Source organism: Dysgonomonadaceae bacterium zrk40 (genome assembly GCA_016916535.1).
GTDB lineage: Bacteria > Bacteroidota > Bacteroidia > Bacteroidales > Dysgonomonadaceae > Proteiniphilum.
Genome location: CP070276.1, coordinates 307,508 through 332,876, shown reverse-complemented (window position 1 = coordinate 332,876; position 25,369 = coordinate 307,508). Strand labels below are relative to the sequence as shown.

The 25,369-nt window shown below is 53.7% G+C and carries 24 protein-coding genes and 2 tRNA genes; 11 read left to right on the top strand and 15 right to left on the bottom strand.

The window, feature by feature from the left end; all coding sequences use genetic code 11:
* Window positions 1-30: 30 nt before the first annotated feature.
* From JS578_01430 to JS578_01400, 7 genes are all read right to left on the bottom strand, one after another.
* Window positions 31-882 (bottom strand): ATPase, encoded by an 852-nt coding sequence (locus JS578_01430; protein ID QRX63954.1) that lies wholly within the window; start codon window positions 880-882, stop codon window positions 31-33.
* A 41-nt stretch (window positions 883-923) separates the two neighbouring features.
* A complete protein-coding gene (locus JS578_01425; GenBank protein ID QRX64879.1) occupies window positions 924-2,084 on the bottom strand; it encodes a DUF1624 domain-containing protein in 1,161 nt (386 codons plus the stop codon).
* 65 nt (window positions 2,085-2,149) lie between these two features.
* Window positions 2,150-3,457: an MFS transporter gene (locus JS578_01420; GenBank protein ID QRX63953.1), complete on the bottom strand. Its 1,308-nt coding sequence runs from the start codon at window positions 3,455-3,457 to the stop codon at window positions 2,150-2,152.
* 13 nt (window positions 3,458-3,470) lie between these two features.
* A complete protein-coding gene (locus JS578_01415; protein QRX63952.1) occupies window positions 3,471-4,814 on the bottom strand; it encodes a SpoIID/LytB domain-containing protein in 1,344 nt (447 codons plus the stop codon).
* Window positions 4,769-6,235 (bottom strand): glycosyltransferase family 2 protein, encoded by a 1,467-nt coding sequence (locus JS578_01410; protein ID QRX63951.1) that lies wholly within the window; start codon window positions 6,233-6,235, stop codon window positions 4,769-4,771. Before JS578_01410 ends, JS578_01415 begins: the two co-directional genes overlap by 46 nt.
* A 202-nt stretch (window positions 6,236-6,437) precedes the next feature.
* The gene (locus tag JS578_01405) at window positions 6,438-6,944 is read right to left on the bottom strand and encodes a dihydrofolate reductase (GenBank protein QRX64878.1); all 507 of its coding nucleotides are present in this window, start codon (window positions 6,942-6,944) and stop codon (window positions 6,438-6,440) included.
* Window positions 6,945-6,946: 2 nt separating this feature from the next.
* The gene (locus tag JS578_01400; GenBank protein ID QRX63950.1) at window positions 6,947-7,741 is read right to left on the bottom strand and encodes a thymidylate synthase; all 795 of its coding nucleotides are present in this window, start codon (window positions 7,739-7,741) and stop codon (window positions 6,947-6,949) included.
* Window positions 7,742-7,964: 223 nt separating this feature from the next.
* On the opposite strand from JS578_01400, the gene JS578_01395 reads away from it, so the two are divergent.
* Window positions 7,965-8,564, top strand: coding sequence for a DUF937 domain-containing protein (locus tag JS578_01395; protein ID QRX63949.1), 600 nt, complete (start codon window positions 7,965-7,967; stop codon window positions 8,562-8,564).
* A gap of 191 nt (window positions 8,565-8,755) precedes the next feature.
* On the top strand, window positions 8,756-9,292 hold the full coding sequence (locus JS578_01390; GenBank protein ID QRX63948.1) for a hypothetical protein: 537 nt from the start codon (window positions 8,756-8,758) through the stop codon (window positions 9,290-9,292).
* Here JS578_01390 and JS578_01385 read toward each other — a convergent pair whose 3' ends face one another.
* The 6 genes from JS578_01385 to rpoN all read right to left on the bottom strand — a co-directional run bounded on the left by JS578_01385 (window position 9,293) and on the right by rpoN (window position 15,887).
* Complete coding sequence (locus tag JS578_01385) at window positions 9,293-10,579, bottom strand: bifunctional folylpolyglutamate synthase/dihydrofolate synthase (GenBank protein QRX63947.1); 1,287 nt, start codon at window positions 10,577-10,579, stop codon at window positions 9,293-9,295.
* Window positions 10,580-10,663: 84 nt separating this feature from the next.
* Window positions 10,664-12,724 (bottom strand): dihydrofolate reductase, encoded by a 2,061-nt coding sequence (locus JS578_01380; protein QRX63946.1) that lies wholly within the window; start codon window positions 12,722-12,724, stop codon window positions 10,664-10,666.
* A gap of 2 nt (window positions 12,725-12,726) precedes the next feature.
* Window positions 12,727-13,233, bottom strand: a complete 507-nt coding sequence (purE, locus tag JS578_01375; GenBank protein QRX63945.1) for a 5-(carboxyamino)imidazole ribonucleotide mutase — start codon at window positions 13,231-13,233, stop codon at window positions 12,727-12,729.
* Between the two features lie 73 nt (window positions 13,234-13,306).
* Window positions 13,307-13,687 (bottom strand): glycine cleavage system protein GcvH, encoded by a 381-nt coding sequence (gene gcvH, locus JS578_01370; protein ID QRX63944.1) that lies wholly within the window; start codon window positions 13,685-13,687, stop codon window positions 13,307-13,309.
* A gap of 85 nt (window positions 13,688-13,772) precedes the next feature.
* The gene (locus tag JS578_01365; protein ID QRX63943.1) at window positions 13,773-14,387 is read right to left on the bottom strand and encodes a hypothetical protein; all 615 of its coding nucleotides are present in this window, start codon (window positions 14,385-14,387) and stop codon (window positions 13,773-13,775) included.
* Window positions 14,388-14,435: 48 nt separating this feature from the next.
* A complete protein-coding gene (gene rpoN, locus JS578_01360) occupies window positions 14,436-15,887 on the bottom strand; it encodes an RNA polymerase factor sigma-54 (protein QRX63942.1) in 1,452 nt (483 codons plus the stop codon).
* Between the two features lie 166 nt (window positions 15,888-16,053).
* Here rpoN and JS578_01355 point away from each other — a divergent pair, with 166 nt between their 5' ends.
* The 9 genes from JS578_01355 (at window position 16,054) to dacB (ending at window position 23,186) form a co-directional block, all read left to right on the top strand.
* Window positions 16,054-16,611 carry a hypothetical protein gene (locus JS578_01355; GenBank protein ID QRX63941.1) on the top strand — a complete coding sequence of 186 codons (558 nt, stop codon included), beginning with the start codon at window positions 16,054-16,056 and terminating at the stop codon, window positions 16,609-16,611.
* Between the two features lie 12 nt (window positions 16,612-16,623).
* Window positions 16,624-17,535, top strand: coding sequence for a tRNA (adenosine(37)-N6)-dimethylallyltransferase MiaA (miaA, locus tag JS578_01350; protein ID QRX63940.1), 912 nt, complete (start codon window positions 16,624-16,626; stop codon window positions 17,533-17,535).
* A 120-nt stretch (window positions 17,536-17,655) separates the two neighbouring features.
* Window positions 17,656-17,729 (top strand) — tRNA-Asn (locus JS578_01345).
* A 33-nt stretch (window positions 17,730-17,762) separates the two neighbouring features.
* Window positions 17,763-17,836 (top strand) — tRNA-Asn (locus JS578_01340).
* Between the two features lie 145 nt (window positions 17,837-17,981).
* Entirely contained in the window at window positions 17,982-18,938 is a 957-nt protein-coding gene (locus tag JS578_01335) for an NAD(P)-binding domain-containing protein (GenBank protein QRX63939.1), read from the top strand.
* Between the two features lie 8 nt (window positions 18,939-18,946).
* The gene (locus JS578_01330) at window positions 18,947-19,654 is read left to right on the top strand and encodes a DNA alkylation repair protein (GenBank protein QRX63938.1); all 708 of its coding nucleotides are present in this window, start codon (window positions 18,947-18,949) and stop codon (window positions 19,652-19,654) included.
* 9 nt (window positions 19,655-19,663) lie between these two features.
* Entirely contained in the window at window positions 19,664-20,881 is a 1,218-nt protein-coding gene (locus tag JS578_01325; protein ID QRX63937.1) for an insulinase family protein, read from the top strand.
* Window positions 20,882-21,032: 151 nt separating this feature from the next.
* Window positions 21,033-21,644, top strand: a complete 612-nt coding sequence (locus JS578_01320) for a PorT family protein (protein ID QRX63936.1) — start codon at window positions 21,033-21,035, stop codon at window positions 21,642-21,644.
* A gap of 105 nt (window positions 21,645-21,749) precedes the next feature.
* Entirely contained in the window at window positions 21,750-23,186 is a 1,437-nt protein-coding gene (gene dacB, locus JS578_01315) for a D-alanyl-D-alanine carboxypeptidase/D-alanyl-D-alanine-endopeptidase (protein QRX63935.1), read from the top strand.
* A 5-nt stretch (window positions 23,187-23,191) separates the two neighbouring features.
* Here dacB and JS578_01310 read toward each other — a convergent pair whose 3' ends face one another.
* Together JS578_01310 and JS578_01305 are read right to left on the bottom strand one after the other, a co-directional pair.
* The gene (locus tag JS578_01310) at window positions 23,192-23,740 is read right to left on the bottom strand and encodes an FKBP-type peptidyl-prolyl cis-trans isomerase (protein QRX63934.1); all 549 of its coding nucleotides are present in this window, start codon (window positions 23,738-23,740) and stop codon (window positions 23,192-23,194) included.
* 2 nt (window positions 23,741-23,742) lie between these two features.
* Window positions 23,743-25,287: a glycine--tRNA ligase gene (locus JS578_01305; GenBank protein ID QRX63933.1), complete on the bottom strand. Its 1,545-nt coding sequence runs from the start codon at window positions 25,285-25,287 to the stop codon at window positions 23,743-23,745.
* Between the last annotated feature and the right edge of the window lie 82 nt (window positions 25,288-25,369).

The window sequence follows — 25,369 nt, the reverse complement described above, 5'->3', positions numbered from 1 at the left end:
TTGTTCTATTTGGGATGTGGTTACTTGGAGTCATTTGTAATAATCGATCAACCCGGGCATGGGCGATTGCTCAATCCTGCCAATCGCAATTCCTTTGGATGTGGCAACCTCTCGCAGGATTCCGGCAAAATGCCAGGCAACGGAACCGACGAAATGAACTTTATGATTCCGGTAATCATACTGCATTACATTGCGTTCGAAGAAATCGGTAAAGCTGCGGTTCACAATCCTTCGGATGCTCTCGTCGGCAATATTGTTAAGCAGGAAAGGTGCCAATCCGGCAAGGAAACGACTTGGAAAGGGTTGGCGGTAGACCTTGTCAATGATCAGGGAAGGTGTGAGCTGCTGCTCCTCCAGCAGCTTTTCCCTCAATCCCGGAGTGAGCTGGTTCTTGAGTGCGTCACCCACCAGCTGCCTGCCCAGGGCGGCACCGCTACCCTCGTCACCCAGGATGAAACCGAGGGGTGATACCTGAGCGGTGATCTCACTGCCGTTCCATTGGCAGGAGTTGCTGCCGGTGCCCAGGATGCAGGCGATGCCCGCCTCATGGTTGCAAAGGCTGTGTGCGGCTGCGATCAGATCGCTGTAGACATGGATTGATCCTATTGGAAATGAGTGCTGGAGCGCGTTCTCGACGAGCACCGTTTTCCCCGGAATGCAACCGCTGCCATAAAAGTGTATCAAATGGATCTTATGATCCTTCAGACGTGGCCGTACCTGCTCCCTGATCTCCACCGCTATCTCCTCTTGCGACTGGTAAACGGGACTGATCCCGTTCCCGGAGAAGCGCTGCAGGATCTCTCCGCCACGTGCCAGGCACCAGTCGGTCTTGGTCGCTCCGCTGTCGGCAATCAATATGTTTCTCGCTGAAGGTTTATTCATCAATCTCATGTGTTGTTGTTCTATTAACCACCAGCCGCCCCTTATAGTTTGATGTAAATCTTTTTTTTGTGCAGCTTATATCCAAACAGCCAGCAGAGGCTGATGAACAGCAAGGCGTAGAGCAGCGACCCAAAATAGTCGCCTGCCCATGGGCGCAAAATCACCTGATAGGCGAACTCTTTAACAGAGATGGTCTCTCCCTGCCACCCAAACCGGATGTTGGAGACCAGACTGGCCATCACCCCCGCGAAGAGATAGATGATCAGCGGGTTCACACCGAAAGCGTGAAAGAAACGGCTCCATCGCTTTTTCTTGTGGATGTCGATAATCCAGATCAACAGCCCGAGCAGCTGTGCTGCAAAACCGGTGGTGGTGAGCACGAAAGTGGGGCTCCATATCTTCTTGTTGATGGGGCATCCGTACTGCAGCAACAGGCCGGAAAAGGCGAGGAGCGTTCCCCAGATCAGCAGCTTCTCCACCCGCTTGTGGTTGTCTCTGTTCTCCGCAATCAGCTTGCCGAAGAGGAAGCCGATCAGCACGTGGGCGATGGAGGGGAGTGTACTGAGCAACCCTTCCGGATCGAGGGCAATGCGCACCCCCTCCGGTGTGGTGTCCTTGTACATGTGTGCTGTACCCCAGAGTGCCCTGTCCACCACCGCAATCACATTCTCCTCCGACATCTCAAACCCATTTCCAAGGAGAAGAATCAGGTAGTACCCAAACAACAGGATGCCGATCAGCCAGGGCAAAAACCTTCCCTTCACCAGAAGGACTGTGAATGCTGCAAGACCATATGCCAGTGCCAGTCGTTGCAGCACCCCCAGGATGCGGAGGGTCTCAAAGTGAGTTGCTGCCACGGCCAGCGACTCCCCCGAAGCCACTCCCCACATCAGTTGACCGAACCATCCCAAGGCCACCCCGATCCCGAAGATGAGGAGGGTGCGTCGTGCAATTTTCCACAATGCATTTCTGGAGGGTTCGAAATTGAACTTGCGCAGCGAGAGGTAGGTGGAGACCCCCATGATGAACATGAAGAAGGGGAAGACCAGGTCGGTGGGTGTGAGCCCGTGCCAGTGTGCATGGCGCAGTGGTTCGTAGACATATTGACCTGAGCCGGCATTGTTGACCATGATCATGCCGGCAATGGTGATGCCGCGCAGGATGTCCAGCGAGAGGAGCCGGGACGATTGTGTAGTTGTCAGGGATTGTTTCATCTTTTTGCTTATCATTCGACAAATGTAAAATCTCTTTTTTACCCGTTGTTGGTTCAGGCTTCTGACGATTGCTCACCGGCAGATACAGTAGCTTTCTTCTTCCCGAAATTGCTGTCTACTTTCATAAAGGGTATCAACAGCAGGGTGGGGATCGTTAGGAGCATGATCAGGACGAAGAATTGCTCATAGCCCATCTGTTCCTGAATCCAACCCGCCGCCATGCCGGGCAGCATCATCCCCAGGGCCATGAAGCCGGTGCAGATGGAGTAGTGGGCTGTCTTGTGCTCACCCTGTGAGAAATAGATCAGGTAAAGCATGTAGGCGGTGAATCCGAATCCATAACCGAACTGCTCGGTCGCTACGGCTACATTCACCCAGAGAAGGTTCTCCGGTTGAAACGTGGCCAGCAGGAGGTAGGCTGCATTGGGCAGGGTGATGGCCAGTGCCATGGGCCAGAGCCAGTACTTCAGCCCGTTGCGTGAGGCGACGATGCCGCCGATGATGCCACCCAGGGTGAGGGCAATCACACCGACCGTGCCGTAGGTGATGCCCACCTCGGAAGTGCTCAGTCCCAGTCCTCCCACCTCGCGACTGTCAAGCAGGAAGGGTGATGCCAGCTTCACCAGCATCGCTTCTGCCAGCCGGTAGAGCAGGATGAATGCGATGGCCAGGCCGATACCCTTCTTGGTGAAGAATGATTTAAATGTCTTTCCGAATTCGATCAGCACCATCTTTGGGGTGGTCACTGCTTTCCCGCTATCTTGCGCCGGGTAGGGCAGGAGAAAGCGGTGGTAGACCATAAAGGCGATGAAGAGCCCCGCCATCACGAAGAAGGTGATGCTCCACGCGAGCGGGATTTGCCCTGTCGATTTTTCGAGGAATCCCGCCAGGATGATCAGCAGTCCCTGACCGGAAATCATTGCCAGGCGGTAGAAGGTGCTGCGGATGCCCACGAAGAAGGATTGCTGCGACTCGTCGAGTGCCAGCATGTAGAAGCCGTCGGCGGCGATGTCGTGTGTGGCGGAGCTGAAGGCCATCAGCCAGAAGAAGGCGAGCGATGCCTGCAGGTAGAAGGGGGTGGGCAGGGTGAAGGCGATGCCGGCCAGTCCCGCACCAATCAGCAGCTGCATCGAGACGATCCACCACCGTTTTGTTTTGAGGATATCGACGAAGGGGCTCCAGAAGGGCTTGATCACCCAGGGTAGGTAGAGCCAGCTGGTATAGAGGGCGATATCGCTGTTGGAGAGCCCAAACCGTTTGTACATGATCACCGAGACGGTCATCACCGCTACGTAGGGGAGACCTTCGGCAAAGTAGAGGGTGGGAATCCAGCTCCAGGGAGAGCGCGTTGTTTTCTTCATCCTGTTGGGTTGTTTAGTATCTCTTTTCGATGGTAGTGTGTGGAAAATAGTGGCGGAGGATTGCCTTGTGGTCCTGCCCCTCTGCCGCCATCATGGCCGCACCAATCTGGCAGAGTCCTACGCCGTGACCCCAGCCGGCACCGGTGAGGATGAACCGCTGTGGAATCCCCTCCTCGTTCTCCTCTTCCGCGTCGACCACGAAGGCGGAGCTGTAAAGGTGTGAGGGGGAGAGGGTGCGTCGTATCTCCAGCTCCTTGCCGATGATCATCACCCGTTCCGTGCCGATGACCTTCAGTCGGATGATCCGACCCGAGCTGCCCCGCTCCAGCGGTTCCAGGGCGACGATCTCTCCATAGTTGATGCCGGAGCGCTCCCGGATGAGGGTCGACAGCTCCTCCTGTGTGTAGGTCACCTTCCAGCGGTAGAAGTCGGCTGTCTCCCGGTCGTAGTCGTTGAGCACCTGCCTCAGTATCGCAGCATCCTGCGTGTTGCAGTAGGCAGGGGGAGCGGAGCGAATCCACTGGTCGGCCTGCTCTTCCCGTGTGAGGTCGGGGAAGGCAGTGTCTTCGGTCCAATCGGCCATCCCCTGCAGGTAGGGATGGACAATCGGTTCCCATACATTTTCAAAGCGCTCCATCACGCCACCGCAGCATTTCGAGAAGCGGGCGTCGCAGATGGCATGGCGATAGGTGATCACCTCTCCGCGTGTCGCATCGATCACCTTGTTCACCAGGTCAGTGGTCTGCCGGGTGATGCCCTGGTAGCGCTGGCAATGGTCGTCGGCGCAGACATCGTAGCGGGCGTGCTCTTCGCGGTCGTACCAGCGGATGATCTCTGTCGGCGTGACAAAAGAGGTTTGATACCCCGCATCGATCACTCTGTTTTTCTCCATCTGTGCCAGCAGCCAGCTGCGGGAGATGACGGCATGTGCCTTGAGCAGCTCTTTAGAGCTGGTGGCGCTCATCTCGGAGGAGATCACGCTTTTGAGGTAATCCTCCAGGGCGACGATGTTGATGGCGGTGATCCCCTTCTCTTCGGCGATGAACTTCAACGCTCCCTGAAAACGCTGGTTCTCCCTGCGTTCCCAGTGGAAGTTGCGGCCGATGATCACCTCCTTCAGCTCGAAGCTCTCACGGTGCATCTCCACCGGTTCGAAGGTGAGTTCAGGGTATTGTTCGCCCTGAAAGGTGACACCCGCCGCACCGGCTTCCACCCGGTAATCTCCCGCAGGAAGCGGCTTTCCGTTCAGCGTGTAACCGGAAAGGAGTGAAAAGCTTATGGCGGCCTGTTCCGGTAGAATGCCTACCGCAATCAGCGGTTCACTTCGTTCAATCTCTTTCGTGCCTGTAGTTCCCATGTTCTGATCCGGTCTTTGTATAGGTTGTGTGCGTTCATCCTTTCGATGTCGAGCGAGGCATCGCTGTTCTCCTCCCAGCGACGGCAGAGGTAGAGCACCTCATAGATCCGTCCGATCCGGTAACGGCGCGAGATGGAAAGTCCGAGGGCGTAATCTTCGCCGTAGCTGGTGTTGGGCAGCTTGATCTCCCGCAGCAGAGGGGTATAGAAGGCGCGGGGAGCACCCAGGCCATTGATGCGGAGCGCGTTGTTGCGCCCGTTGTCGGGGGTCCACTCCCGGTGGTCAATGATGCCCGGGGGGATCATCTCCATTGCGAAGTTGGTCATCCGGTAGGTGCCCACCACCATCGCGCACTGTTGTGCGTAGAAGGCCTCGATGATCTTTTGCAGGGTGTCGTTGCCGCTGTAGATGTCGTCGCTGTCGAGCTGCACGGCGAACTTGCCGCACTCCGGGTGGTGTACCCCCATGTTCCAGCAGCCGCCGATGCCCAGGTCCTCCCTTTCGGGGATCAGGTGGATCAGTCGCTTGTCATCCTGAAACGCGCGGATCGCTTCGGTGGTGCCGTCGTCGGAGTGGTTGTCCACCACGATCAGGTTGAAGGGGAAGGAGGTCTGCTGGCTCAACACCGACGAGATGGCATCCCTTATGGTCTTGATGCGGTTGCGCACCGGGATGATCACCGATGCCTCACAGGGAAACTCCCCCCCGTCGAATGCGATGGGCTCGAAGGTGGGCGCCAGCCAGCCACCCACATCCTTGAGATGCTCCGTGCAGGCCTGCTCCATCTCGAGCTGCAGCTCCCGGTTTTTGGGATCCACGTAATCGAAGATCTTCTGGCCCGAGGCCCTGTTGTCCTCTTCGATCTCGCTGTAGAGGTACTCATTGATGTGCACCAGCGAATGCTGCTGCGACACCTTCAACCGGAGGTCGTAGAGACCTGCATAGCGGTAGCTACTCGCGGCCATTCTTCCGGCAGCCTCTTTGAGTGCCGCTGTGCGGTAAAGCAACAGCGAGCCGAAGTTGAAATCGTCGCGCAGGCTCCCCTCCTGGTAGTCGATCACCGGATGGTTGCTCTTCACCCCGTTGCGGATGGCCCAATAATCGGAGTAGACCATCCCGGCGCTGCTATCCTCCGCGATGCGTGTCATCCGCTCCGGTGCGAAGTAGCCCGGCTGTAACCGCGTCGGCTTCTGGTAGATCAGCGTGTAGGGTGCAGCGGCATGCTGTGCGATTTTTAGCACGGTGGCACTGCTCTGCAGCCTGTCGATGGGGATGGTAAGGCATCCTTCGATCTGTTCCGTGATGCCTTCAGGCGTCAGCAGGAAGATCCTGCCCACTGATTCCGATTGCCTGAGCTCTGCCACGGTTTGCATTGCCTGTGCAGGTTCTGTGAAGAGGATGAATGCGTCTATTTTTTTCATTTTGTGTTGGTTGTAGGGTAAAGAAGGAAGATTCATTCGCAGGTACAGGGCTTATGCCTCTCCAATGCCCCTCCAAAGCCTCTCCAAAGCCTCTCCAAATTTTTTTGGAGAGGCAGGCGCCCAATACCTACCCATGTGTCTCTCAGTAGGGGGTCAATAAGGGTCGTTTCCCGCCTGAGGGCATTGTTTGTGGCATTGATGATCATCCTCGCTTCGCATAGGTTATGAAGGTATAGGGAAAAGGATGTTTCTCATCTGCCGCATGATGTTCCTTTGTGGTTGTTTCCCACGCAGTTGCGGTGATCTCCGGGAAAAAGGTATCTGCATCGGGAAAGGTATGGTGGATGCGGGTGATGTAAAGTCTCTCTGCCAGGGGAAGGGTGGCACGATAGAGCATCCCCCCGCCGATCACAAATGCCGTTTCATCTTCAAGGCAATGATCGAGTGCCCCTTCCAGCGAGCGGACCACGATGCAACCGGGATAATTCTCTGCCTGATCGGATGTGATGACGATGTTGGTGCGGTTGGGGAGTGCTCCCTTGGGCAGCGACTCGTAGGTCCTGCGCCCCATGATGACCCTGTGGCCCTGGGTGATTTGTTTGAAATGCTTCAGGTCGTTGGGCAGGTTGCAGAGCAGATCACCGTTGCGTCCGATGGCGTTCTCTTCGTCCAGTGCAGCGATCAGTGCGATGGGTTTGCGTGGATGCATCTTCATACGGCAACCTCTCCTCTGATATGGGGATGGGGATCGTAGCCTGTCAGCTCGAAATCCTCGTAGCGGAAGCCGAAGATATCCTTCACGTCGGGGTTGATCATCATCTGCGGCAGCGGGCGTAGCTCGCGGCTCAACTGCAACTTCACCTGCTCCAGGTGGTTGCGGTAGATGTGGGCATCACCGAAGGTGTGGACGAAGTCGCCCTCCTGCAACCCGGTGACCTGTGCCATCATCTTCAACAGCAGCGCGTAGGAGGCGATGTTGAAGGGAACCCCCAGGAAGATGTCGGCACTGCGCTGGTAGAGCTGGAGGCTCAGCTTCCCCTCGGCCACGTAGAACTGAAAGAATGCATGGCAGGGGGGGAGGTTCATGTGGGGGATATCGGCCACATTCCAGGAGCTGACGATGATGCGCCGCGAATCGGGGTTCTTTTTCAGCGTCTCCACCACCTCGCTGATCTGGTCGATATGGCCGCCGTTGTAATCGGGCCAGGAGCGCCACTGGTAACCGTAGATATGTCCCAGGTTCCCATCCTCGCCGGCCCATTCGTTCCAGATGCGCACGCCATGGTCGTTCAGGTATTTGATGTTGGTGTCACCCTTCAGGAACCAGAGCAGTTCATGGATGATCGACTTGAGGTGTAGTTTCTTGGTGGTCAGCACCGGAAAGCCGTTGCTCATCCGGAAGCGGCTCTGGTGACCGAATATGCTGATGGTACCGGTGCCGGTGCGATCCTCCTTTTCCACTCCCTCATCGAGCACCCGCCGCAATAAATCGTGATATTGTTTCATTTTTCGTTTTGTCTGGTCGTTGTTGTGATCAGGCAAAAATAACCTTTTTTTTGCTGGAATCAACCATCCTGTGGGTCCAATTTGAAAGAAGCCGTAATTCGGGCAGCTGTTCCCTGAAATCCCGTTGGGGTGTAATTCCTCACCCTTCATTTTTTTTGGTGCGACAGCACAATCTTCTGTTTTAATCCATATATTTGAATCAATATCACCAACAATTTGCTATATGGATTTATCAGAATTGCTGAACAGCGCCATCGGTCAGTCGATCGTGCGCAATGTAGCCGGTCAGCTCGGCGTAAATGAAAACCAGGCTTCCAGCGCTGTCAACATGGCCATACCGGCTATCCTGGCCGGGATGACACGCAATGCACGGTCGCAGGATGGTGCCGTAAGCCTCAACAACGCGCTGGAAAAGAAGCATGATGGTTCTCTGCTGGAGAACCTATCGGGGATGCTGCAGGGCCACACATCAGAACTGCAATCGGACGGTGACGGCATATTGGGACATGTATTCGGTAAGAACCGTACCGCCGTGGAGCAGGGTATCGCGCAGAAATCGGGCATCAGCCTGAGCAAGATCGGGCCGCTGCTGGCGATCGTGGCCCCCATCGTGATGGCCTACCTGGGGAAAGAGAAACGACAGACCAACACCGGTGCCGGCGGCCTGGGTGACCTGCTGGGCGGATTGCTGGGCGGAGCCACACAACAGCGCAGTTCTACCGGCGGCGGCCTGATGGATATGCTGGGAGGCATCCTGGACAAGGATGGCGACGGCAACCCGCTGGATGATCTGCTGGGAGGCTTCCTGGGTAGCAGAAGATAGCAGAATCGTTGTTTTTTATCTGCAACCAACGACAAAAGTCCGCTCCGGCGGACTTTTTTTTAGCTGCCGGTTTTAAACTTTTCAATTTATTTTTTGTTTCATTTAAACGAATCATCTCTTTTCCGGTCATAGAGATAATTATTGTTTTAATGCGCAAGGCCGAATTAAGAAACCAATTAACAGAAACAGATATGAAGAGAAACATCACGAAAATCCTGCTGGCATCCGCACTTTTTGCATCCATCCTCCTTGGCGGTTCCTCCTGTGCCACAGATGACACCCTGAGTGAACTGGAGGTAAGGAGAATGATTGAGGAGGCCCTTCAGGAGAACAATGCCAACCTGGAGTTTACGCAGTGGGAGATTGTGAACATACAGGCCAATCAGAACGACTGGGAGTGGAATGATCAGGAAAGACGTTTTGAGGCTGTCTACTCGCTGCCGGAGTTGACCGAGTTCATCTATGAAAGCGGTGCTGTGCTGGGTTATCTCTTCCTGGGAGAGCAGGGTGTGAACGAGGTGCAGAAGATGCTGCCCTATGTGCATACCTACTACGGTACCGATACAGAGGGGAACATCACCGAAACGTTTACCGAGACCATCAGCTACGACGTGATGTATCAATCGGGTGGCAACAGTGATGTGGCATTCTTCATCCAGTCATCGGATGTCTTTGAGGATGCAAATGCCCCCCAGACCTACAATTTCCGTCTTGTGATGATCTGGTAATCAGTCGAAGAGTGGCAGTGTATCTGCCACCACAAAGGAGCTGCCGCCGATGAAGATGAGATCATTTTCATCGGCGTTTTTCATGGCCGCCGCCACCGCTTCCGCCACACTCCCGAAGCACTCACCCTTCAAATCATATCCAACTGCCTGCTCCCGCAGCAGCTGTTCGTCGAGTGCCCGCTCCACTGATGCACGGGTGAAATAGTATCGTGCCTCTGTGGGCAGCAACGACAATACACTTCCGGTATCCTTATCGTTCGCCATCCCGAACACCATATGCAGTTGTTTATATTGTTCCGATTCCAGTTGTTCCTTCACATCATGCAGTCCATGGGCATTGTGGGCAATGTCACAGATTATTTTCGGCTTCTCCTGCAGTTGCTGCCAGCGTCCCCGCAAGCCGGTAAGGGAGATCACCTTCGAGAACCCGCGGTACACTGCATCGCGTGGGATGGACAATCCGCCTTCCTGCAGCAATGCGACTGCTGTAAGCAGGGTGCGGGCATTCTTCTGTTGTGCGAATCCCCCCAGATCACAAACTATTGAGGGGTATTCGCGGGCGTTGAAGATCCAGCGGGAACCTGCTCTCACAGCGGAAAGATCATTGATTTCCTCCTCCGCAAAGTGAATGGGAGCCTGCACCGAAGCCGCCCTGTTACGAAACTCCCTCTCCACCTCCTGATTCCCTTTCTCACCGATCACCACCGGCACTCCCGGCTTGATGATGCCTGCCTTTTCAGCTGCGATTTGGGGGAGCGTATCGCCCAGGAATTTCATGTGGTCGAGGCCGATGTTGGTGATGATGCTCAGTACCGGCGTGATGATGTTGGTGCTGTCGAGCCGTCCCCCCAGTCCCGTTTCGATCACGGCGACATCCACCTTTTGTTTGGCAAACCAGAGGAAGGCCATCTCCATGGTCAGCTCGAAGAAGGAGGGCATCACCGGCTCGAACTGCTCCCGGTACTGTTCGGTGAAATCGACCACAAAGGCTTTGTCGATCATCTCACCGTTCACGCGGATCCGTTCGCGGAAGTCGGTCAGATGGGGTGAGGTGTAGAGGCCCACCCTGTATCCCGACTCCTGTAGGATCGCAGCCAGCAGGTGCGAGGTGGAGCCCTTGCCGTTGGTGCCGGCCACGTGGATGGTTTTGTACTGCCTGTGGGGGTGTCCGAAAATGCGGTCGAGGGCGAGGCTGTTGTCCAGCCCCACCTTGTAGGCCCGTTCACCGATGCGCTGGTATTCGGGCATCTGGTTGTAAAGGTAATCGAGGGTCTCTTCGTAGGTCATGTGTTATCTTTGTTGTTGGAGCGATACAAAAATAAGCGTTTCGGGTGTACCGAAACGCTTATTTGAAAAAGATTTGCAGAAGAATTAGTTTTTCAGCGGTAGCACCGAGTACTGGCGTGAGTAGCGCAGTTGCTGGTTCACATAGTTCTCATCGTAGGAGATGGTGACATCGGTTACCTTGCCTTCGTCGTCGGTCACCAGCTTGTATACCGGGTTTACAAACCCTTTGTAGGGGGCCAGGTTGAGCGCCTCATAGCGGGTCAGCACCTCTTGGTGCAGCGTGGGGTCTACCTTCACGCCGTAGCTCTCCACCAGCTGCTTGCCGGCTTCAAAGTCGCCTTCCGACTTGATCCGCTGCACCTCGGCCAACAGTTCGCCGAACAGTGCGCGAAGCTTCTCGTAGTCGTTCACCACCACATAGGTTTTACCCTCCTTTTGTGTCAGCTCGACCACCTTCTCATTGCTGCCCTTCTCGATCACCCAGCGGGAGATCAGCGCCCTGTTGCGCATATGGGCCTGTTCAATGTCTTTACCCGGCTGGATGCGTGTGAGCTGTGTCATCGCCCCGTTCATGATGTAGGAGTAGTACTCAGCCTTGTAGGCCTCACCGTCGGGCAGCAGCCCCAGCTCCACCAGCTTCGGGTCGGCCAGGTAGTAGAGTGCGAACAGGTCGGCACGTGTCTCTTCGAGCGGAGAACCGTAGGCTTGCAGCACGTCGCTGCTGACGCCCGGCAGCAGCTTGCCGGAGCCGTGGCCCAGGCACTCGTGCAGGTCGGTGTGGAGGTTGTCGGTCAGGGAGCCATATTGCTTTGCCAACTGCCGTTCGCTGTCGCTCCACATGAACTCCTCGTTGAAGCCGTTGCCTTCGGCAGCCTTGGTGTAGGCGTAGGTGATGTTGTCGATGGTGACCGACTTGGAGCCATGGTCACGTCTGATCCAGTCGGCATTGGGCAGGTTGATGCCGATGGGAGTGGCAGGGTAGGTGTCGCCGCCGAGGATGGCGGCTGTGATCACTTTGGCGGAGACCCCTTTCACCTCTTCCTTCTTGAAGCGGTCGTCGATGGGAGAGTTGTCTTCGAACCACTGGGCATTGTCGCTGATGGTTTGGGTTCGCTTGGAAGCCTCCTCGCTTTTGAAGTTGACCATCGCCTCCCAGGAGGCTTTCAGGCCGAGCGGGTCGGTATAGTTCTCGATGAAGCCGTTGATGAAATCAACGCGCGAGTGGGTGTCGGTCACCCATTTCACCGAGTAGTCGTCGAACGTTTGCAGGTCGCCGCTGCGATAGTAGTCGATCAGCAGGGTGATTACCTCCTTCTGGTGGTCGTTCTCGGCCACGGCAGCCGCTTTCTCCAGCCATCCGATGATCCGTTCAATCGCCTTGTCGTACATGCCGCCCAGCTTCCAGACCTGTTCGGTCACCTGACCGTCGATCTTGGTCACCTTGCTGTTGAGTCCGTAGGAGATCGGCGTCTCGTCCGCCGGATCCTTCATCGCATTATAGAATGCTTCCACCTCCTGCTGGGTCACCCCCTCGTAGAAGTTGACCGCCGAGGTGGCCACGATGTCGCTGCCGGGAGTCTGGCTCATTCGTTTGGGCATCACTGCCGGGTCGAACATCACCGGTAGGATCTCGTTGAGGGTCTCATCGGCAGCCATCCCGTCGCGGAAGGGCATCCGCCCCGGGTCGACGCTTTTGACAAGTGTGACGAAGTAGTCCTGTGTGAACTGCGGCATGATCTTGTCTTCCGAGTAGTGGTGGTGGATGCCGTTTGCCATCCAGATCTGTTTCAGGTAGGTCTCGAACTGTTTCCACTCATCGGACGACTTGTTGCCCATGTAGTTTTCATACACCCCCTCGCAGACGCGGCGGATGGTGAGGTTGTAGCGGTTGTGCTGGTCCCAGAGGATGTCGCGTCCCTCCAGGGCAGCCTGTGAGAGATAATAGATCAGCTCCTTCTGCTGAAGGGAGAGGCTGTTGAATCCCGGTACGGGGTAACGCAGGATCTCGATGTCGGCGAAGCGATCAACCTTGTACTCGAAGGTGGAATCGATGCCGTCGTCGACCGGCGTGCTGCCGGTCTGGTTGCCCTGGTTGCAGGCACCCAGCAGGAAGAGTGATGTGAGCATGTAGATTATTTTCTTCATATTCAGTTTGTTTTGTACTTGTAAGAGACATTCGCCAGCTCCTCGTTGGCTTGTGTGATCTTCTTCTTCAGGTTCTCCTTGTAGGCTGTCAGCTTCTGTTGTGCCGTCTCCTCACCGGTGGCGATGATCTGCAGTGCCAGGATGGCCGCATTAAGTGAGCCGTTGATGCCTACGGTGGCTACGGGGATGCCGGGAGGCATCTGCACGATGGCCAGCAGGGCATCGAGACCCTCCAGTGAGGCTTTGATGGGTACCCCAATCACCGGGAGTGTGGTCATCGAGGCAATCACACCCGGGAGGTGTGCTGCCATGCCTGCAGCGGCAATGATCACTTTGATGCCTCTTTCTGCGGCACCCTTGGCAAACTTCTCCACCTCTTCGGGTGTGCGGTGTGCAGAGAGGGCGTTGATCTCGAAAGGAATCTCCATCTCGTTGAGGAACTGTGCTGCTTTATCCATGACGGGCAGGTCGGAAGTGCTGCCCATGATGATGCTTACCAATGGTTTCATATTTTTTCAGAATGTAGGGATGAATAAAAAGGAACCACTTTGGTGAAAGTGATTCCTGTTGTTTATGCGTTGGTTACTTGCCTGTGAACTCCTTGTAGGCGGCGGCACTCATCAGTTGATCGAGCTCAGCAGCATCTTTCATGGCTACCCGGATAATCCATCCCTCACCAAAGGGATCACTGTTGACCAGTTCCGGAGCATTGTCGAGCTTGGCATTCACTTCCAGCACTTCCCCTGAAAGAGGCATCATCAGGTCTGAAACGGTTTTCACAGCTTCGATGCTGCCAAAGACCTCGCCTTGCGAAAGGTTCTCACCTTCGGAAGATACATCCACGTAAACGATCTCGCCCAGTTCATCTTGTGCAAAATCGGTGATGCCAACAAAGGCTTCATTTCCTTCCACGCGCACCCATTCATGGTCGGAGGAATACTTCAGGTTGTCGGGAAAATTCATAGCAGTTATATTTTAAATTAGTTGTTTGACGGGATAAATGTACGACAATAATTTTGATTGTCAAAGAGCCTTTTGGCGATTTCTCCTATGCCATTGTTCCGCCCCACACGAAGAGGAAGGAGACTAGGAACCCGAGTAGGAAGCCGGCGATCACTTGGTAGAGTGTATGACGCCGCAGGATGAGTCGGGAGGTGCCCACCAGTCCGGCAATGATAAACAGACCCATGAACATGAAATAGGGATTAGAGCGTTCCACGAAATAGGTCACCGCCATGGCACCGCCAATGAGTCCCCCCACACCGAACATGTGGGCACTGATCTTCCAGGTGAGGGTGATCAGGATGGCGATCACCATGATGGCGACCGAAGCGGCCATGATCATCAGGAACCACATCGGCATGCCCATCCTGAAATAGTAGACGATCATTGCGGAGTAGGAGATGAGCGTGATCAGGTATGGGAAAAAGCGTTCGCGCCGATGTTTCAGTGATAGGTCGGATATGATTTTCATGCGAAAGAGCATGTAGATGAGGAGTCCCGGGATTGCAAAGGAGAAGAGCATCACCGGCAGCAGGATCCTCCAGAACTGCGGCAGATAGATCATGCCGAAGTAGGTGTATACAAAGATGAGCATCACCCCATAAGTGGGCATCAGCAAGGGTTGGAATATGGTAGATATGAGATGGGCGATTGTTTTCATCCTGATGGGTATCCTTTCAATGGGTTTCCTGGTGATAAACCGACAAAGTTATATTTTTTTTCGCAAACGTGAGACAGGAATGTTCAATTGTTCACGGTATTTTGCCACGGTGCGGCGGGCAATCAGATACCCTTTTTCGTTCAGGATCTGCGTGAGCTGGTCGTCGGTCAACGGTCGTCCGGGGTTCTCCGCCTCGATGCTCTCTTTGAGTATCTTCTTTACTTCTCTCGATGATATATCTTCACCTTCAGTTGTTTGCATTGCTTCTGAGAAGAAATACTTCAGGGGGTAAATGCCATTGTTGGTCTGCACATACTTGCTGTTGCTCACCCGTGAGACGGTGGAGATATCAAAACCTGTTCGTTCCGCCACATCTTTCAGCACCATCGGTTTGAGCTGCGATTCATCTTCGTTCAGGAAGAAATCATACTGTAGTTTCACGATAGCCTCCATGGTTCGCTCCAGGGTATTCTGGCGTTGCTTCACTGCATCGATAAACCATTTTGCCGAATCGACCTTCTGCTTCATGAAGAGCATCGCCTGTTTGTTGTCGGCCGACATGCTCTGCCTGTTCTCCTGATACCCTTTGAGCATCTCGGAGAAGCTGTTGTTCACTTTCAGGCTCGGGATGTTGCTGTTGTTGAGGTGAATGGTGACCTGACCGTTGAAGGTGTCGACCAGAAAATCGGGTGTGATGTTGTTCATGGCAGTCTGCAAGGCACCCCCCATGGAGTTTCCCGGTTTGGGATTGAGAGAGGTGATCTCCTCAATGGCATCCCTGAGCTCATCCTGTGAGATGCTCAGCAGCTGGATGATCTTGTCGTAATGCTTCCGGGAAAATTCTTCAAAATAATCGGATAGGATGGTTTCTGCCAGTTTCACCGCCTGGGTGGGTTCTTTTCTTGCCAGTTGCAGCAGCAGGCATTCCTGCAGGTTGCGTGCCCCCACGCCGGCGGGATCCAGTTCCTGTATTTCGTAGAGCAGGTCCTCCAGTTGCAGTGTTGTCACCTCCATCTGTTGCTGAAACAGCAGGTCGTCAGCAATAGCCTGCAGTTCGCGTTGCAGGTAACCGTTTTCATCGAGATTGCCGATGATGTAGGTGGCGATGGTGTGGCGTCTCTCGTCCAGATCGAGAAGGCTGAGCTGTTCCTGGAGGGAGTCGATCAACGACATGTCGTCGTAGTAGCTGATCTCCACGAAATTGGGTTCATTCTTACGATCCCGCTGATTGATGTGAAAATCGGGGATCTCCTCCTCCGAGAGGTAATCACCCAGCATGATCTCATCCTGCGTGATCTCATCGCCCGGCTCCTGCTCATCCTGCTCCTTATCGTTCAACGAGTCATCATTTCCTGTATCCAGAGCGGGATTATCCTCCACCTCCTGTTTGATTCGATCTTCCACCTCCACGGTGTTGAGCTCCACCAGCTTGATCACCTGCATCTGGAGGGGAGAAAGCCGCTGCGTTTGTTTTAGTTCCTGTTGCTGTTTCAGCGCCATAATAGATGGGATAATTTAAAAGCAAAGATATAGATTTCTAATTAAAAAATCGAATCCTCCTTTCAGGGTGTGCATCATGATTTGCAAAGAGGATTGGTTAAAATTGGGCCGCTTTTTACAAATTTAAAACTTTTTCTTACCTTTGAATCACTAAACGAAGAGAGCAATGATATTCAAATTTCTTATACTTTCGGATGAAGTGGAGGACTTCAGAAGAGAAATAACCATCGACGCAGATGCCACATTCCTTGATTTGTACAAGGTGATAGTATCTTCTACGGGGTTCAGCGACAAGGAGATGTCCTCCTTTTTTCTGTGCGACGACAAATGGCGTAAAGAGAAGGAGATCACACTTGTAGAGATGGACACCTATTCTGATGAGGATTCCTTCGTGATGGAAGAGTGTATCCTGAGTGATTTTCTGGAAGATGAGAAACAGAAGATGATGTATGTGTTCGATTACCTGACCGAGAGGGCACTTTACATTGAATTGTCGGAGATCATCACCGGGAAGAACCAGAAAAAACCGCTTTGTACACTGGCTGTGGGGGAAGCCCCGAAACAGGTGCTGACTGCTGAGGAGATAAAGGCAGAGACCGGCTCGATTGACATTGGTGAGAGCTTTTACGGCGATGAGAGCTTCGACATGGAAGAGCTGGACAAGGAGGGTTTTGAAGGTCTGGAAGGATTGAACAGCGATTTGGGTGAGGGGGATCTTTATTAGCATTCACACATCATGAACACCCTGCTCGTGCTGCTTGGCCCCACGGGCGTGGGAAAGACTGAATGGAGCATCCGCCTGGCAGCAGCCTTCCGGACGCCGGTAGTGTCCGCCGACTCACGGCAGATTTACCGCGGCATGCAGATTGCCACGGCAGCACCAACAGCTGCAGAGCAGCAACAGGTTCCACATTTCTTTGTGGGAACCCTATCCCCGGAAACCTATTACAGTGCAAGCGTCTATGAGCAGGAGGTGCTCACGCTCCTTGAGGAGCTCTTCATGCAACACCCGGTGGTGATTCTCTCGGGTGGGTCGATGATGTATATCGATGCGGTATGCAAAGGGATGGATGAGTTGCCCACGGTGGATGAGACCTTGCGACAGGAACTGCAGGAACAATACAAGCGGGAGGGTCTGGATCCCATTCGCCAACAGTTGAAAATAGTTGATCCGGTGTTCTACAGCCAGGTAGATCTGAAAAACCCGCAGCGGGTGATTCATGCCCTTGAAATCTGTCTGATGTCCGGTAAACCCTACTCATCGCTGCGAACGAATCCCGATAAAAAGAGAGCGTTCAGGATTGTGAAGATCGGGTTCACCCGCGATCGGGAGGATTTGTACGATCGGATCAACAGGCGTGTGGATGCGATGGTACTGGAGGGGCTGGTTGAGGAGGCGCGGGGCTTTTACCCGATGCGTCATCTCAATGCACTCAACACGGTAGGATATAAAGAGCTGTTTCGTTATTTCGATGGCGACTGGAGCCTGGAACAGGCGATCGACAAGATCAAGCAACATTCACGCAACTATGCCCGCAAGCAACTCACCTGGTTCAGGCGAGACAATGCGGTTCACTGGGTGAACCTCACTGATAAGGAGCAGGATGTGTTGGAATTGGCATCGTCATTGTTGGAGAGGGAGCAGTGACCAACGGTTAGCTTTAGTTGTTTCATTCCAAATTAACCATAACTTTTTCCGTACTGTTGTTGGATAATTGGGATAATTGTACTACTTTTGCATCACTTTTCTAAAAGTAAGAGAATAAATTCTTCAGTAGCTCAGTCGGTTAGAGCATCTGACTGTTAATCAGAGGGTCGTTGGTTCAAGTCCAACCTGAAGAGCGGAAAGGTAAATAAGATAATGGGTGAATAAATTCTTCAGTAGCTCAGTCGGTTAGAGCATCTGACTGTTAATCAGAGGGTCGTTGGTTCAAGTCCAACCTGAAGAGCAAAGAAACGAGTCAACAGGCTCGTTTTTTTGTTTTAGTCCCGTTCATTCGGTTTGGGTCAGAACATTTCTCCGCACCACTCCGTTAGAAGAGACAAGATGTTTGCATGCACATCCCGTGAAAGAATCCAACAAAACGAATAGTGATGAAAAAAATATTGATAGCCTATCGATTGAAGCCGGAGGGATTGAAAGAGCTGGAGGGGCGCTATGAGGTGACCCTTCCCACAGATAAGTCTCATTTCAGCAGGGAAGAGGTACTGGAGATGATTCCGGACTATGAGGTGCTGGTTCCAAGCTTTGGCTTCTTTACCGACCGTGAGATCATGGAGAGAGGGGTAAAGCTGGAGCTGATCGCCAACTATGGGGTGGGGTATAACAACATTGATGTGGCATGTGCCACCGAGAAAGGGATCGTAGTGACAAACATTCCCAACACCACGCGTGAACCGACAGCCGAGTTCGCCTTTGGCCTATTGTTGGCCGCGGGCCGCCGCATCGGTTATTACGACCGTAAGCTGCGGAGTCCGGAGGGTGTCAGCTGGGGAGTCTATGCCGAGGCAGGCTTGCCGGTCTACGGCAAGCGTTTGGGCATCATTGGCATGGGGCGTATCGGTCAGTCGCTCGCGCGCCGTGCCCTGGCTTCCGGCATGGAGATTGTCTATCACAACCGCAATCGGCTGGATGAGTCGATAGAGAAGCTATACCAGGCACGATGGCTCACCCTGGATGAGCTGCTGAGCAGCTCCGACTATATCTCGTTGAATGCACCCTCCACCCCCGAGACCTATCACATGATCGGTGAAAGGGAGTTGGCCATGATGAAGTCCACCGCCGTTTTCATCAATACCGCACGTGGCAACATGGTGGATGAACGGGCACTGGCGACAGCACTCAGTGATAAACGCATCTGGGCGGCCGCTCTGGATGTCTACGAAGAGGAGCCGCACATCCTGCCGGAACTGCTGACACTTGACAACGTGGTGCTGGCTCCCCATGCAGGTACCAAGACCCTGGAAGATCGGATCCTCATGTCGGAGGAGATGGTGCGCAACATCATCGGCTACTACGAAGGAGCTTATTCCATATCCAAAGTAAACTGAACATTCAAATGGAGGCCACAGAGATTAAAAAAGCATTGCTCGCCTTGGGCAGTCCCGAAAGAGCAAAACACTCCTCCTATTTCTTCAAGACCGGAAAAGGAGCCTATGGTGAAGGAGACCGCTTCATTGGATGTACGGTACCCGAAACCAGGAAGGTGGCATCCCTCTATCGGGCTACTCCCCTGCACGAATTGGAGAAGTTGCTGGCTGATCCGCTGCATGAATGTCGTCTCTGTGCGCTGGTGATCCTTGCCGATCAGTTTCGGAAAGCGGATGAAGCGACCCGCGGGGAGATGGTGGATTTTTATCTTTCGCACACAGAGAGGGTCAACAATTGGGATCTGGTGGATCTCTCTTGTTACCATATCGTTGGGGAGTGGTTGAAGGATAAAGAAGATCGTTCACTACTTTACCGGTTGGCAGAGAGTGAACTGCTCTGGGACCAGCGGATAGCGATGGTTTCCACCCTTGCCTTTATCCGTCACAACGACTTTGGCGATACCCTTCGTCTTTCGGAGCTATTCCTGACACACCGACATGACCTGATGCACAAGGCCACAGGCTGGATGCTGCGGGAGGTGGGCAAACGCGATGAGCAGTCGCTGACCGATTTTCTGGATCGCTTTCACCGGGTGATGCCCCGTACCATGCTGCGCTATGCCATTGAACGGTTGACAGCGGAACAGAAAGCTTGTTACATGCAGCGTCCCAAATAAACGAAGAAGATGATTCATACAGATACCTTATCAAACGGATTGCGTATCATCCATCGCGAGGCGCCATCCGAAATATCCCATTGTGGCATTGTTGTAAATACAGGCTCACGCGATGAGTACCCCGGGGAAGCCGGCATGGCCCATTTCGTGGAACATATGCTCTTCAAGGGGACCCACAGGAGGCGGGCACATCAGATAGCCGCACGAATGGAAAGTGTGGGGGGAGAGCTGAATGCCTACACCTCGAAGGAGGAGACCTTCTATTATGCCACTTTCCTGGGTGCCTATTTTCCCAGGGCCGTGGAGCTGCTGGCCGACATGTTGTTTCATTCTGAATGTTCCCCCGCAATGATAGAGCGGGAGCGGGAGGTGATCCTCGACGAGATCAACTCCTACCGGGATGACCCTGCGGAATTGATCTGGGATGATTTCGAAAACATGTTGTTTGCAGGTCATGACCTGGGGCATTACATCCTGGGGGAGCCGGAGACCCTCAACCGTTTTACGCATGAACAGATCCTTGGTTTTATGGAGCGACAGTATCAGCCATCACAGATGGTTTTCTTTTCCAGTGGAAGAACACCCTTTCACAAGGTGATGCGTCAGCTGGAGCGGCATTTTTCTGTAGCCCCGTCCCGGGTTGATGCGAAGGTGCGGAGAGCACCCGTAGAGTTCCCCCGGGCGGTGAAACAGCAAATGGAGAAGAACACTGCACAGAGCCATGTGATGATCGGGTTGCCGGCTTTTTCGATGCATCACCCCCAACGACATGCCCTGCTACTGCTGAACAACATCCTGGGCGGCGGCAGCCTCAACAGCCGCCTCAATGCCTCTCTCCGGGAGAAACACGGACTGGTGTATCATGTGGAGTCGAACGTGACCCTGTACAGCGACACCGGTCTGTTTGTCGCCTATTTTGCCGGCGACCCACAACAGCGTGAACGCTGCATCCGTCTGGTCAGGAAGGAGGTCAATCGTCTTCTGGAAAAGGAATTGACACCCTTGCAACTCAATCTGGCCAAACGACAGTGGAAAGGACAGCTGGGTATCGCCGCAGAACAGAATGAGAACTATACCCTGGCCATGGCGAAACGTTACCTGCACACCGGCCGCTATCTCTCCCTAAACGATATGTTTGATCGTATCGATGCCATCACGGCAGAGGAGTTGCATGTCACAGCACGGGAACTCTTTGTTGCCGAGCCTGTTGAGCTTACTTACCTATAGCCGATAATCCAACCTGTTACAGTTCAAAGTACCACGTTTGCGAACAAATCACTGCGGCAAACTGTTTTATTGCTGGTTTTAGAGAAGTCATCTTTGAAACCCAAAGAATAAGATTAGGATTAACAACTTAATGAATGAAATTATGAAAAAAATGAGATTAACAGCAGTCATTGCCATGCTTGCCATCGTAACTGCCGTCAGTGCACAGGTGAGCTTGGGTATCAAGGGAGGTGTGAACATGTCAAACCTGGTATATGACGATGAGGTGGATGACAAGAACCCGAAGATTGGATTCAATATCGGACTGGCCGCTGATGTGGACTTTGCACCCAATATGGCCCTCCAGACCGGGTTGTTCTTAAGCACGAAGGGATTTAAGTCTGTCAACGATGCCATGGATACTGAGTACACCGAAAACCTCATGTACCTGCAGCTGCCGCTGCACCTTGCTTACAAGGTGGATGTTACTCCAGGCTCACGCATCGTATTTCACGCCGGTCCCTATGCAGCCTATGGCGTAGGCGGAAGCAGGGAAGCCAAAGTGGGTAGCCTGAGCGGAGAATGGGATGTGGACAAGATCTTCGGTGATGCCAACGGACAGTACAAACCCTTCGATGCCGGACTCGGTCTTGGTGTGGGTGCCGAGATGGGTGCCTTCCTGATCGACCTTGGATGGGATATGGGAATGGTGAATATATCCAACCGTGACAACGGGAACACCAAAAACCAGAACGCATATCTTTCGGTGGGCTACAAGTTTTAACAGCCAACCCTTCTGATAGAGAACCCTGCAACATTTCTTGCAGGGTTTTTTCATGGACAAAATTTAATTTTGTTATTTTTGTAGAAACCATCATCTCCCGAACAAATGAAAAGACATCTCTATTTAGTTGTTTTACTCTTTGCGGCCAGCTTCAGCTTTGCACAACCTGCACTTGAACAGTTTGTCAATCACCCTGCGCTGAGACATGCCTCCGTGGGGGTATCGGTGACCGACATGGTAACAGGCAGGAGCATTCTGTCGTACAACAACGAACGATCGCTCACACCGGCATCGGTGCTGAAGGTGATCACCACTGCCACGGCACTGGAGATGTTGGGAGAGCATTACCGCTATAAGACGGAGGTGGCACTCGACGCCAATGATCCCACCCGCATCCTGGTGATTGGGGCAGGCGATCCCACCCTGGGTAGCGAGGCTTTTGGCGATCATCCCGAGACATTCTTTACCGTGGCGGCAGATGCCCTCAGAAGAGCGCTCCCCTCCGGCAGGGAATACAGCATCTACGTGGTGGATGATCTCTTCGGCTACAACGGCATCTCGCCCGAGTGGACCTGGATCGACATGGGAAATTACTATGCCGCGGGTGCCTACGGCATCAGCATCTTCGACAACAGCTACAAGCTTTTCTTTGATACCACCGATCGGAGCAGTTGTCCCAAAATCCTGCGCACCGAACCGGAGATGGAACAACTCACTTTCCAGAACGAACTGACGCTGAACACCACCGGTCGCGACAACGGCTATATCTATGGTGCCCCCTTCTCGAACGAGCGGATTTTACGGGGAAACATCCCGGCTGGTAGGAAGGCGTTCAGCATCAAGGGGGATATTCCCGATCCGGGCTTGTTGCTGGGTGAGACGTTGGCCACATATCTGAAAGCGGCAGGCATACAAGTTAAAAAGGTGGAGACAGCACGCGGGGATTATCTCTCAGGGGTGTGCGGATTCGGCCATGGTGTCAACTACCGGGTGGGAAAAGTGCTTTTAACACAGGTGTCACCTCCACTGAAGGATATCATCCGCGAGGTGAACGTGGAGAGCAACAACCACTTCGCGGAGCATCTGATTCGGACCCTCGGCATAAAAAGCAACATGACACAGGAGGGGGATGTTCTGGAAGCAGGAAGTGCAGCAACATTGGATTTCTGGAAAAGCAGGGGTATTGTGGTTTCTTCCCTACAGATGCATGACGGCAGTGGCCTGGCACCGCAGAACGCGGTGAGCCCGCAGCTGCTGACCGATCTGCTGGTATATATGCATACTCGGAGTAATTACGCACCCCTCTTCTTCAATTCATTGCCGAAAGCGGGGCTGGAGGGGACGCTAGCATCCTTTCTGAGGAACACAAGGCTGAGTGGCAGGATTGCCGCCAAAAGCGGCAGCATTGGCGGCGTACAGTGTTATGCGGGTTATTTGATTGACGGCAACAAAAAATATGCCTTCACCGTGATGGTGAATAAATTCAATGGCACCCGCCCACAAGTGAGGAGTGCCATTGAACATTTGTTGTTGGGATTGTAGGTTTCTTACTCTACGATATCGACCAGTTCGATTTCAAAGACCAGCGTGGTGTAACCCGGAATAGAGTTGTTCCCCGCCTCTCCATATCCCAGCTTCCAGGGGATCCAGATCTCCCACTTGTCGCCTACCTGCATGTGTTGCAACGCTGTGGAGAAGCCATCTACCACGCCGTTCACCGAGAAGGTGCTGGGAATGTCATTCCGGTTGGCGGTAGAATCAAAAATGATCTTGTTCAGAATAAGGTTTCCCTTGTCATCGTTATAGCTGTCGGGCTGCGACCAGTTGTTCTTGTACCAGCCGGTATAAAGCACCTTCACCTGATCGGTGAAGTAAGGGGTTGTACCATCCCCCTGTTCCAGCTCTTTGTACATGATGAACCCTTTACCCGATTGAGAGTTCAATTTTGTAAACTCCGTGTTGGCGGACACCCTGGCGAACTGTGCCTCGTTGTCGAGCTGCCACTTGTCGTCGAAGGTCTCGGTCTTGTCGCAGGAGACGGCAAGGAAAAGTAGCCCGGTAAGCAATATGATGGATTGTAGATAATTTTTCTTCATGATCAGGAGATTTTTTTCAGGAGATTTTTCAAATCGGTCTTTTCGGCGATCACCCGTTGCAGCGAATCGATTGTCACTCTCTCTTGCGCCATGGTGTCGCGATAGCGGATGGTGACGGTGTTGTCCTCCAGCGTCTGGTGGTCGATGGTGGCACAGAAAGGGGTGCCGATGGCATCCTGGCGGCGGTAGCGCTTGCCGATGCTGTCTTTCTCGTCGTACTGGCAGGCGAAGCTGAACTTGAGCTCATCCATGATCTCACGTGCTTTCTCCGGCAGACCGTCTTTCTTCACCAGCGGCAGGATGGCCAGCTTCACCGGTGCCAGGGCGGGCGGCAGGTTGAGCAACACGCGGGTCTCACCCCCCTCGAGCGTTTCCTCGCAGTAGGAGGCAGCCATCACCGAGAGGAACATGCGGTCTACGCCGATGGAGGTCTCCACCACGTAGGGTACGTAAGATTTGTTCTGTTCCGGATCGAAGTATTGCAGCTTCTTACCGGAGTACTTCTCATGCTGGCTCAGGTCGAAGTCGGTGCGGGAGTGGATTCCTTCCACCTCCTTGAAGCCGAAGGGCATCTCGAACTCGATGTCGGTAGCCGCGTTGGCATAGTGCGCCAGCTTGTCGTGGTCGTGGAAGCGGTACTTGTCGGCACCAAAGCCGAGCGACTGGTGCCACTTCATGCGGAACGCCTTCCAGTGTTCGAACCACTTCAGCTCCTCACCGGGTGCCACGAAGAACTGCATCTCCATCTGCTCGAACTCCCGCATGCGGAAGATGAACTGACGGGCTACGATCTCGTTGCGGAACGCCTTGCCGATCTGGGCGATGCCGAAGGGTATCTTCATGCGGCCTGTTTTCTGGACGTTTAGGAAGTTGACGAAGATGCCCTGTGCCGTCTCGGGACGGAGGAACACCTTCATGGCACCGTCGGCAGTTGAGCCCATCTCGGTGGAGAACATCAGGTTGAACTGACGCACCTCCGTCCAGTTGCGGGTGCCGCTGATGGGGCAGGCGATCTCGCAGTCGATGATGATCTGCCGCAGCTCTTCCAGGTTGTTGTCGTTGAGTGCTTTGGCGAAGCGGGCATGGATCTCATCCCTCTTCTGGCGGTTTTCCAGTACACGGGGATTGGTGTCGCGGAACATCTGCTCGTCGAAACTATCGCCGAAGCGCTTGGCCGCCTTCTGCACCTCTTTCTCTATCTTGTCGTCGTACTTCGCCAGGTGATCCTCAATCAGCACATCGGCGCGATACCTTTTCTTGCTCTCCTTGTTGTCGATCAACGGGTCGTTGAATGCATCCACGTGTCCCGATGCCTTCCAGATGGTGGGGTGCATGAAGATGGCGGAGTCGATGCCCACCACGTTTTCGTGCAGCAGCACCATGCTGTCCCACCAGTATTTCTTGATGTTGTTCTTGAGCTCCACGCCCATCTGACCGTAGTCATACACAGCGCCCAGCCCGTCATAGATCTCGCTCGACTGAAACACGTATCCATATTCCTTGCAGTGTGATACCAGTTTCTTAAATACCTCTTCCTGTTGTGCCATATTCAATTTAGGGAATCATACCTTCGGCGCAGTTCATCATGCGCCTGCATGTATTTGTTTCTGATTGCTATCTGTTCACTTT

Excerpts from the sequence above, each read along its gene's own strand:
- JS578_01430 (QRX63954.1), bottom strand. The coding sequence starts at position 882 with ATGAATAAACCTTCAGCGAGAAACATATTGATTGCCGACAGCGGAGCG.
- JS578_01420 (QRX63953.1), bottom strand. The coding sequence starts at position 3,457 with ATGAAGAAAACAACGCGCTCTCCCTGGAGCTGGATTCCCACCCTCTAC.
- JS578_01415 (QRX63952.1), bottom strand. The coding sequence starts at position 4,814 with ATGGGAACTACAGGCACGAAAGAGATTGAACGAAGTGAACCGCTGATT.
- JS578_01410 (QRX63951.1), bottom strand. The coding sequence starts at position 6,235 with ATGAAAAAAATAGACGCATTCATCCTCTTCACAGAACCTGCACAGGCA.
- JS578_01405 (QRX64878.1), bottom strand. The coding sequence starts at position 6,944 with ATGCATCCACGCAAACCCATCGCACTGATCGCTGCACTGGACGAAGAG.
- JS578_01400 (QRX63950.1), bottom strand. The coding sequence starts at position 7,741 with ATGAAACAATATCACGATTTATTGCGGCGGGTGCTCGATGAGGGAGTG.
- JS578_01395 (QRX63949.1), top strand. The coding sequence starts at position 7,965 with ATGGATTTATCAGAATTGCTGAACAGCGCCATCGGTCAGTCGATCGTG.
- JS578_01390 (QRX63948.1), top strand. The coding sequence starts at position 8,756 with ATGAAGAGAAACATCACGAAAATCCTGCTGGCATCCGCACTTTTTGCA.
- JS578_01385 (QRX63947.1), bottom strand. The coding sequence starts at position 10,579 with ATGACCTACGAAGAGACCCTCGATTACCTTTACAACCAGATGCCCGAA.
- JS578_01380 (QRX63946.1), bottom strand. The coding sequence starts at position 12,724 with ATGAAGAAAATAATCTACATGCTCACATCACTCTTCCTGCTGGGTGCC.
- purE (QRX63945.1), bottom strand. The coding sequence starts at position 13,233 with ATGAAACCATTGGTAAGCATCATCATGGGCAGCACTTCCGACCTGCCC.
- gcvH (QRX63944.1), bottom strand. The coding sequence starts at position 13,687 with ATGAATTTTCCCGACAACCTGAAGTATTCCTCCGACCATGAATGGGTG.
- JS578_01365 (QRX63943.1), bottom strand. The coding sequence starts at position 14,387 with ATGAAAACAATCGCCCATCTCATATCTACCATATTCCAACCCTTGCTG.
- rpoN (QRX63942.1), bottom strand. The coding sequence starts at position 15,887 with ATGGCGCTGAAACAGCAACAGGAACTAAAACAAACGCAGCGGCTTTCT.
- JS578_01355 (QRX63941.1), top strand. The coding sequence starts at position 16,054 with ATGATATTCAAATTTCTTATACTTTCGGATGAAGTGGAGGACTTCAGA.
- miaA (QRX63940.1), top strand. The coding sequence starts at position 16,624 with ATGAACACCCTGCTCGTGCTGCTTGGCCCCACGGGCGTGGGAAAGACT.
- JS578_01335 (QRX63939.1), top strand. The coding sequence starts at position 17,982 with ATGAAAAAAATATTGATAGCCTATCGATTGAAGCCGGAGGGATTGAAA.
- JS578_01330 (QRX63938.1), top strand. The coding sequence starts at position 18,947 with ATGGAGGCCACAGAGATTAAAAAAGCATTGCTCGCCTTGGGCAGTCCC.
- JS578_01325 (QRX63937.1), top strand. The coding sequence starts at position 19,664 with ATGATTCATACAGATACCTTATCAAACGGATTGCGTATCATCCATCGC.
- JS578_01320 (QRX63936.1), top strand. The coding sequence starts at position 21,033 with ATGAGATTAACAGCAGTCATTGCCATGCTTGCCATCGTAACTGCCGTC.
- dacB (QRX63935.1), top strand. The coding sequence starts at position 21,750 with ATGAAAAGACATCTCTATTTAGTTGTTTTACTCTTTGCGGCCAGCTTC.
- JS578_01310 (QRX63934.1), bottom strand. The coding sequence starts at position 23,740 with ATGAAGAAAAATTATCTACAATCCATCATATTGCTTACCGGGCTACTT.
- JS578_01305 (QRX63933.1), bottom strand. The coding sequence starts at position 25,287 with ATGGCACAACAGGAAGAGGTATTTAAGAAACTGGTATCACACTGCAAG.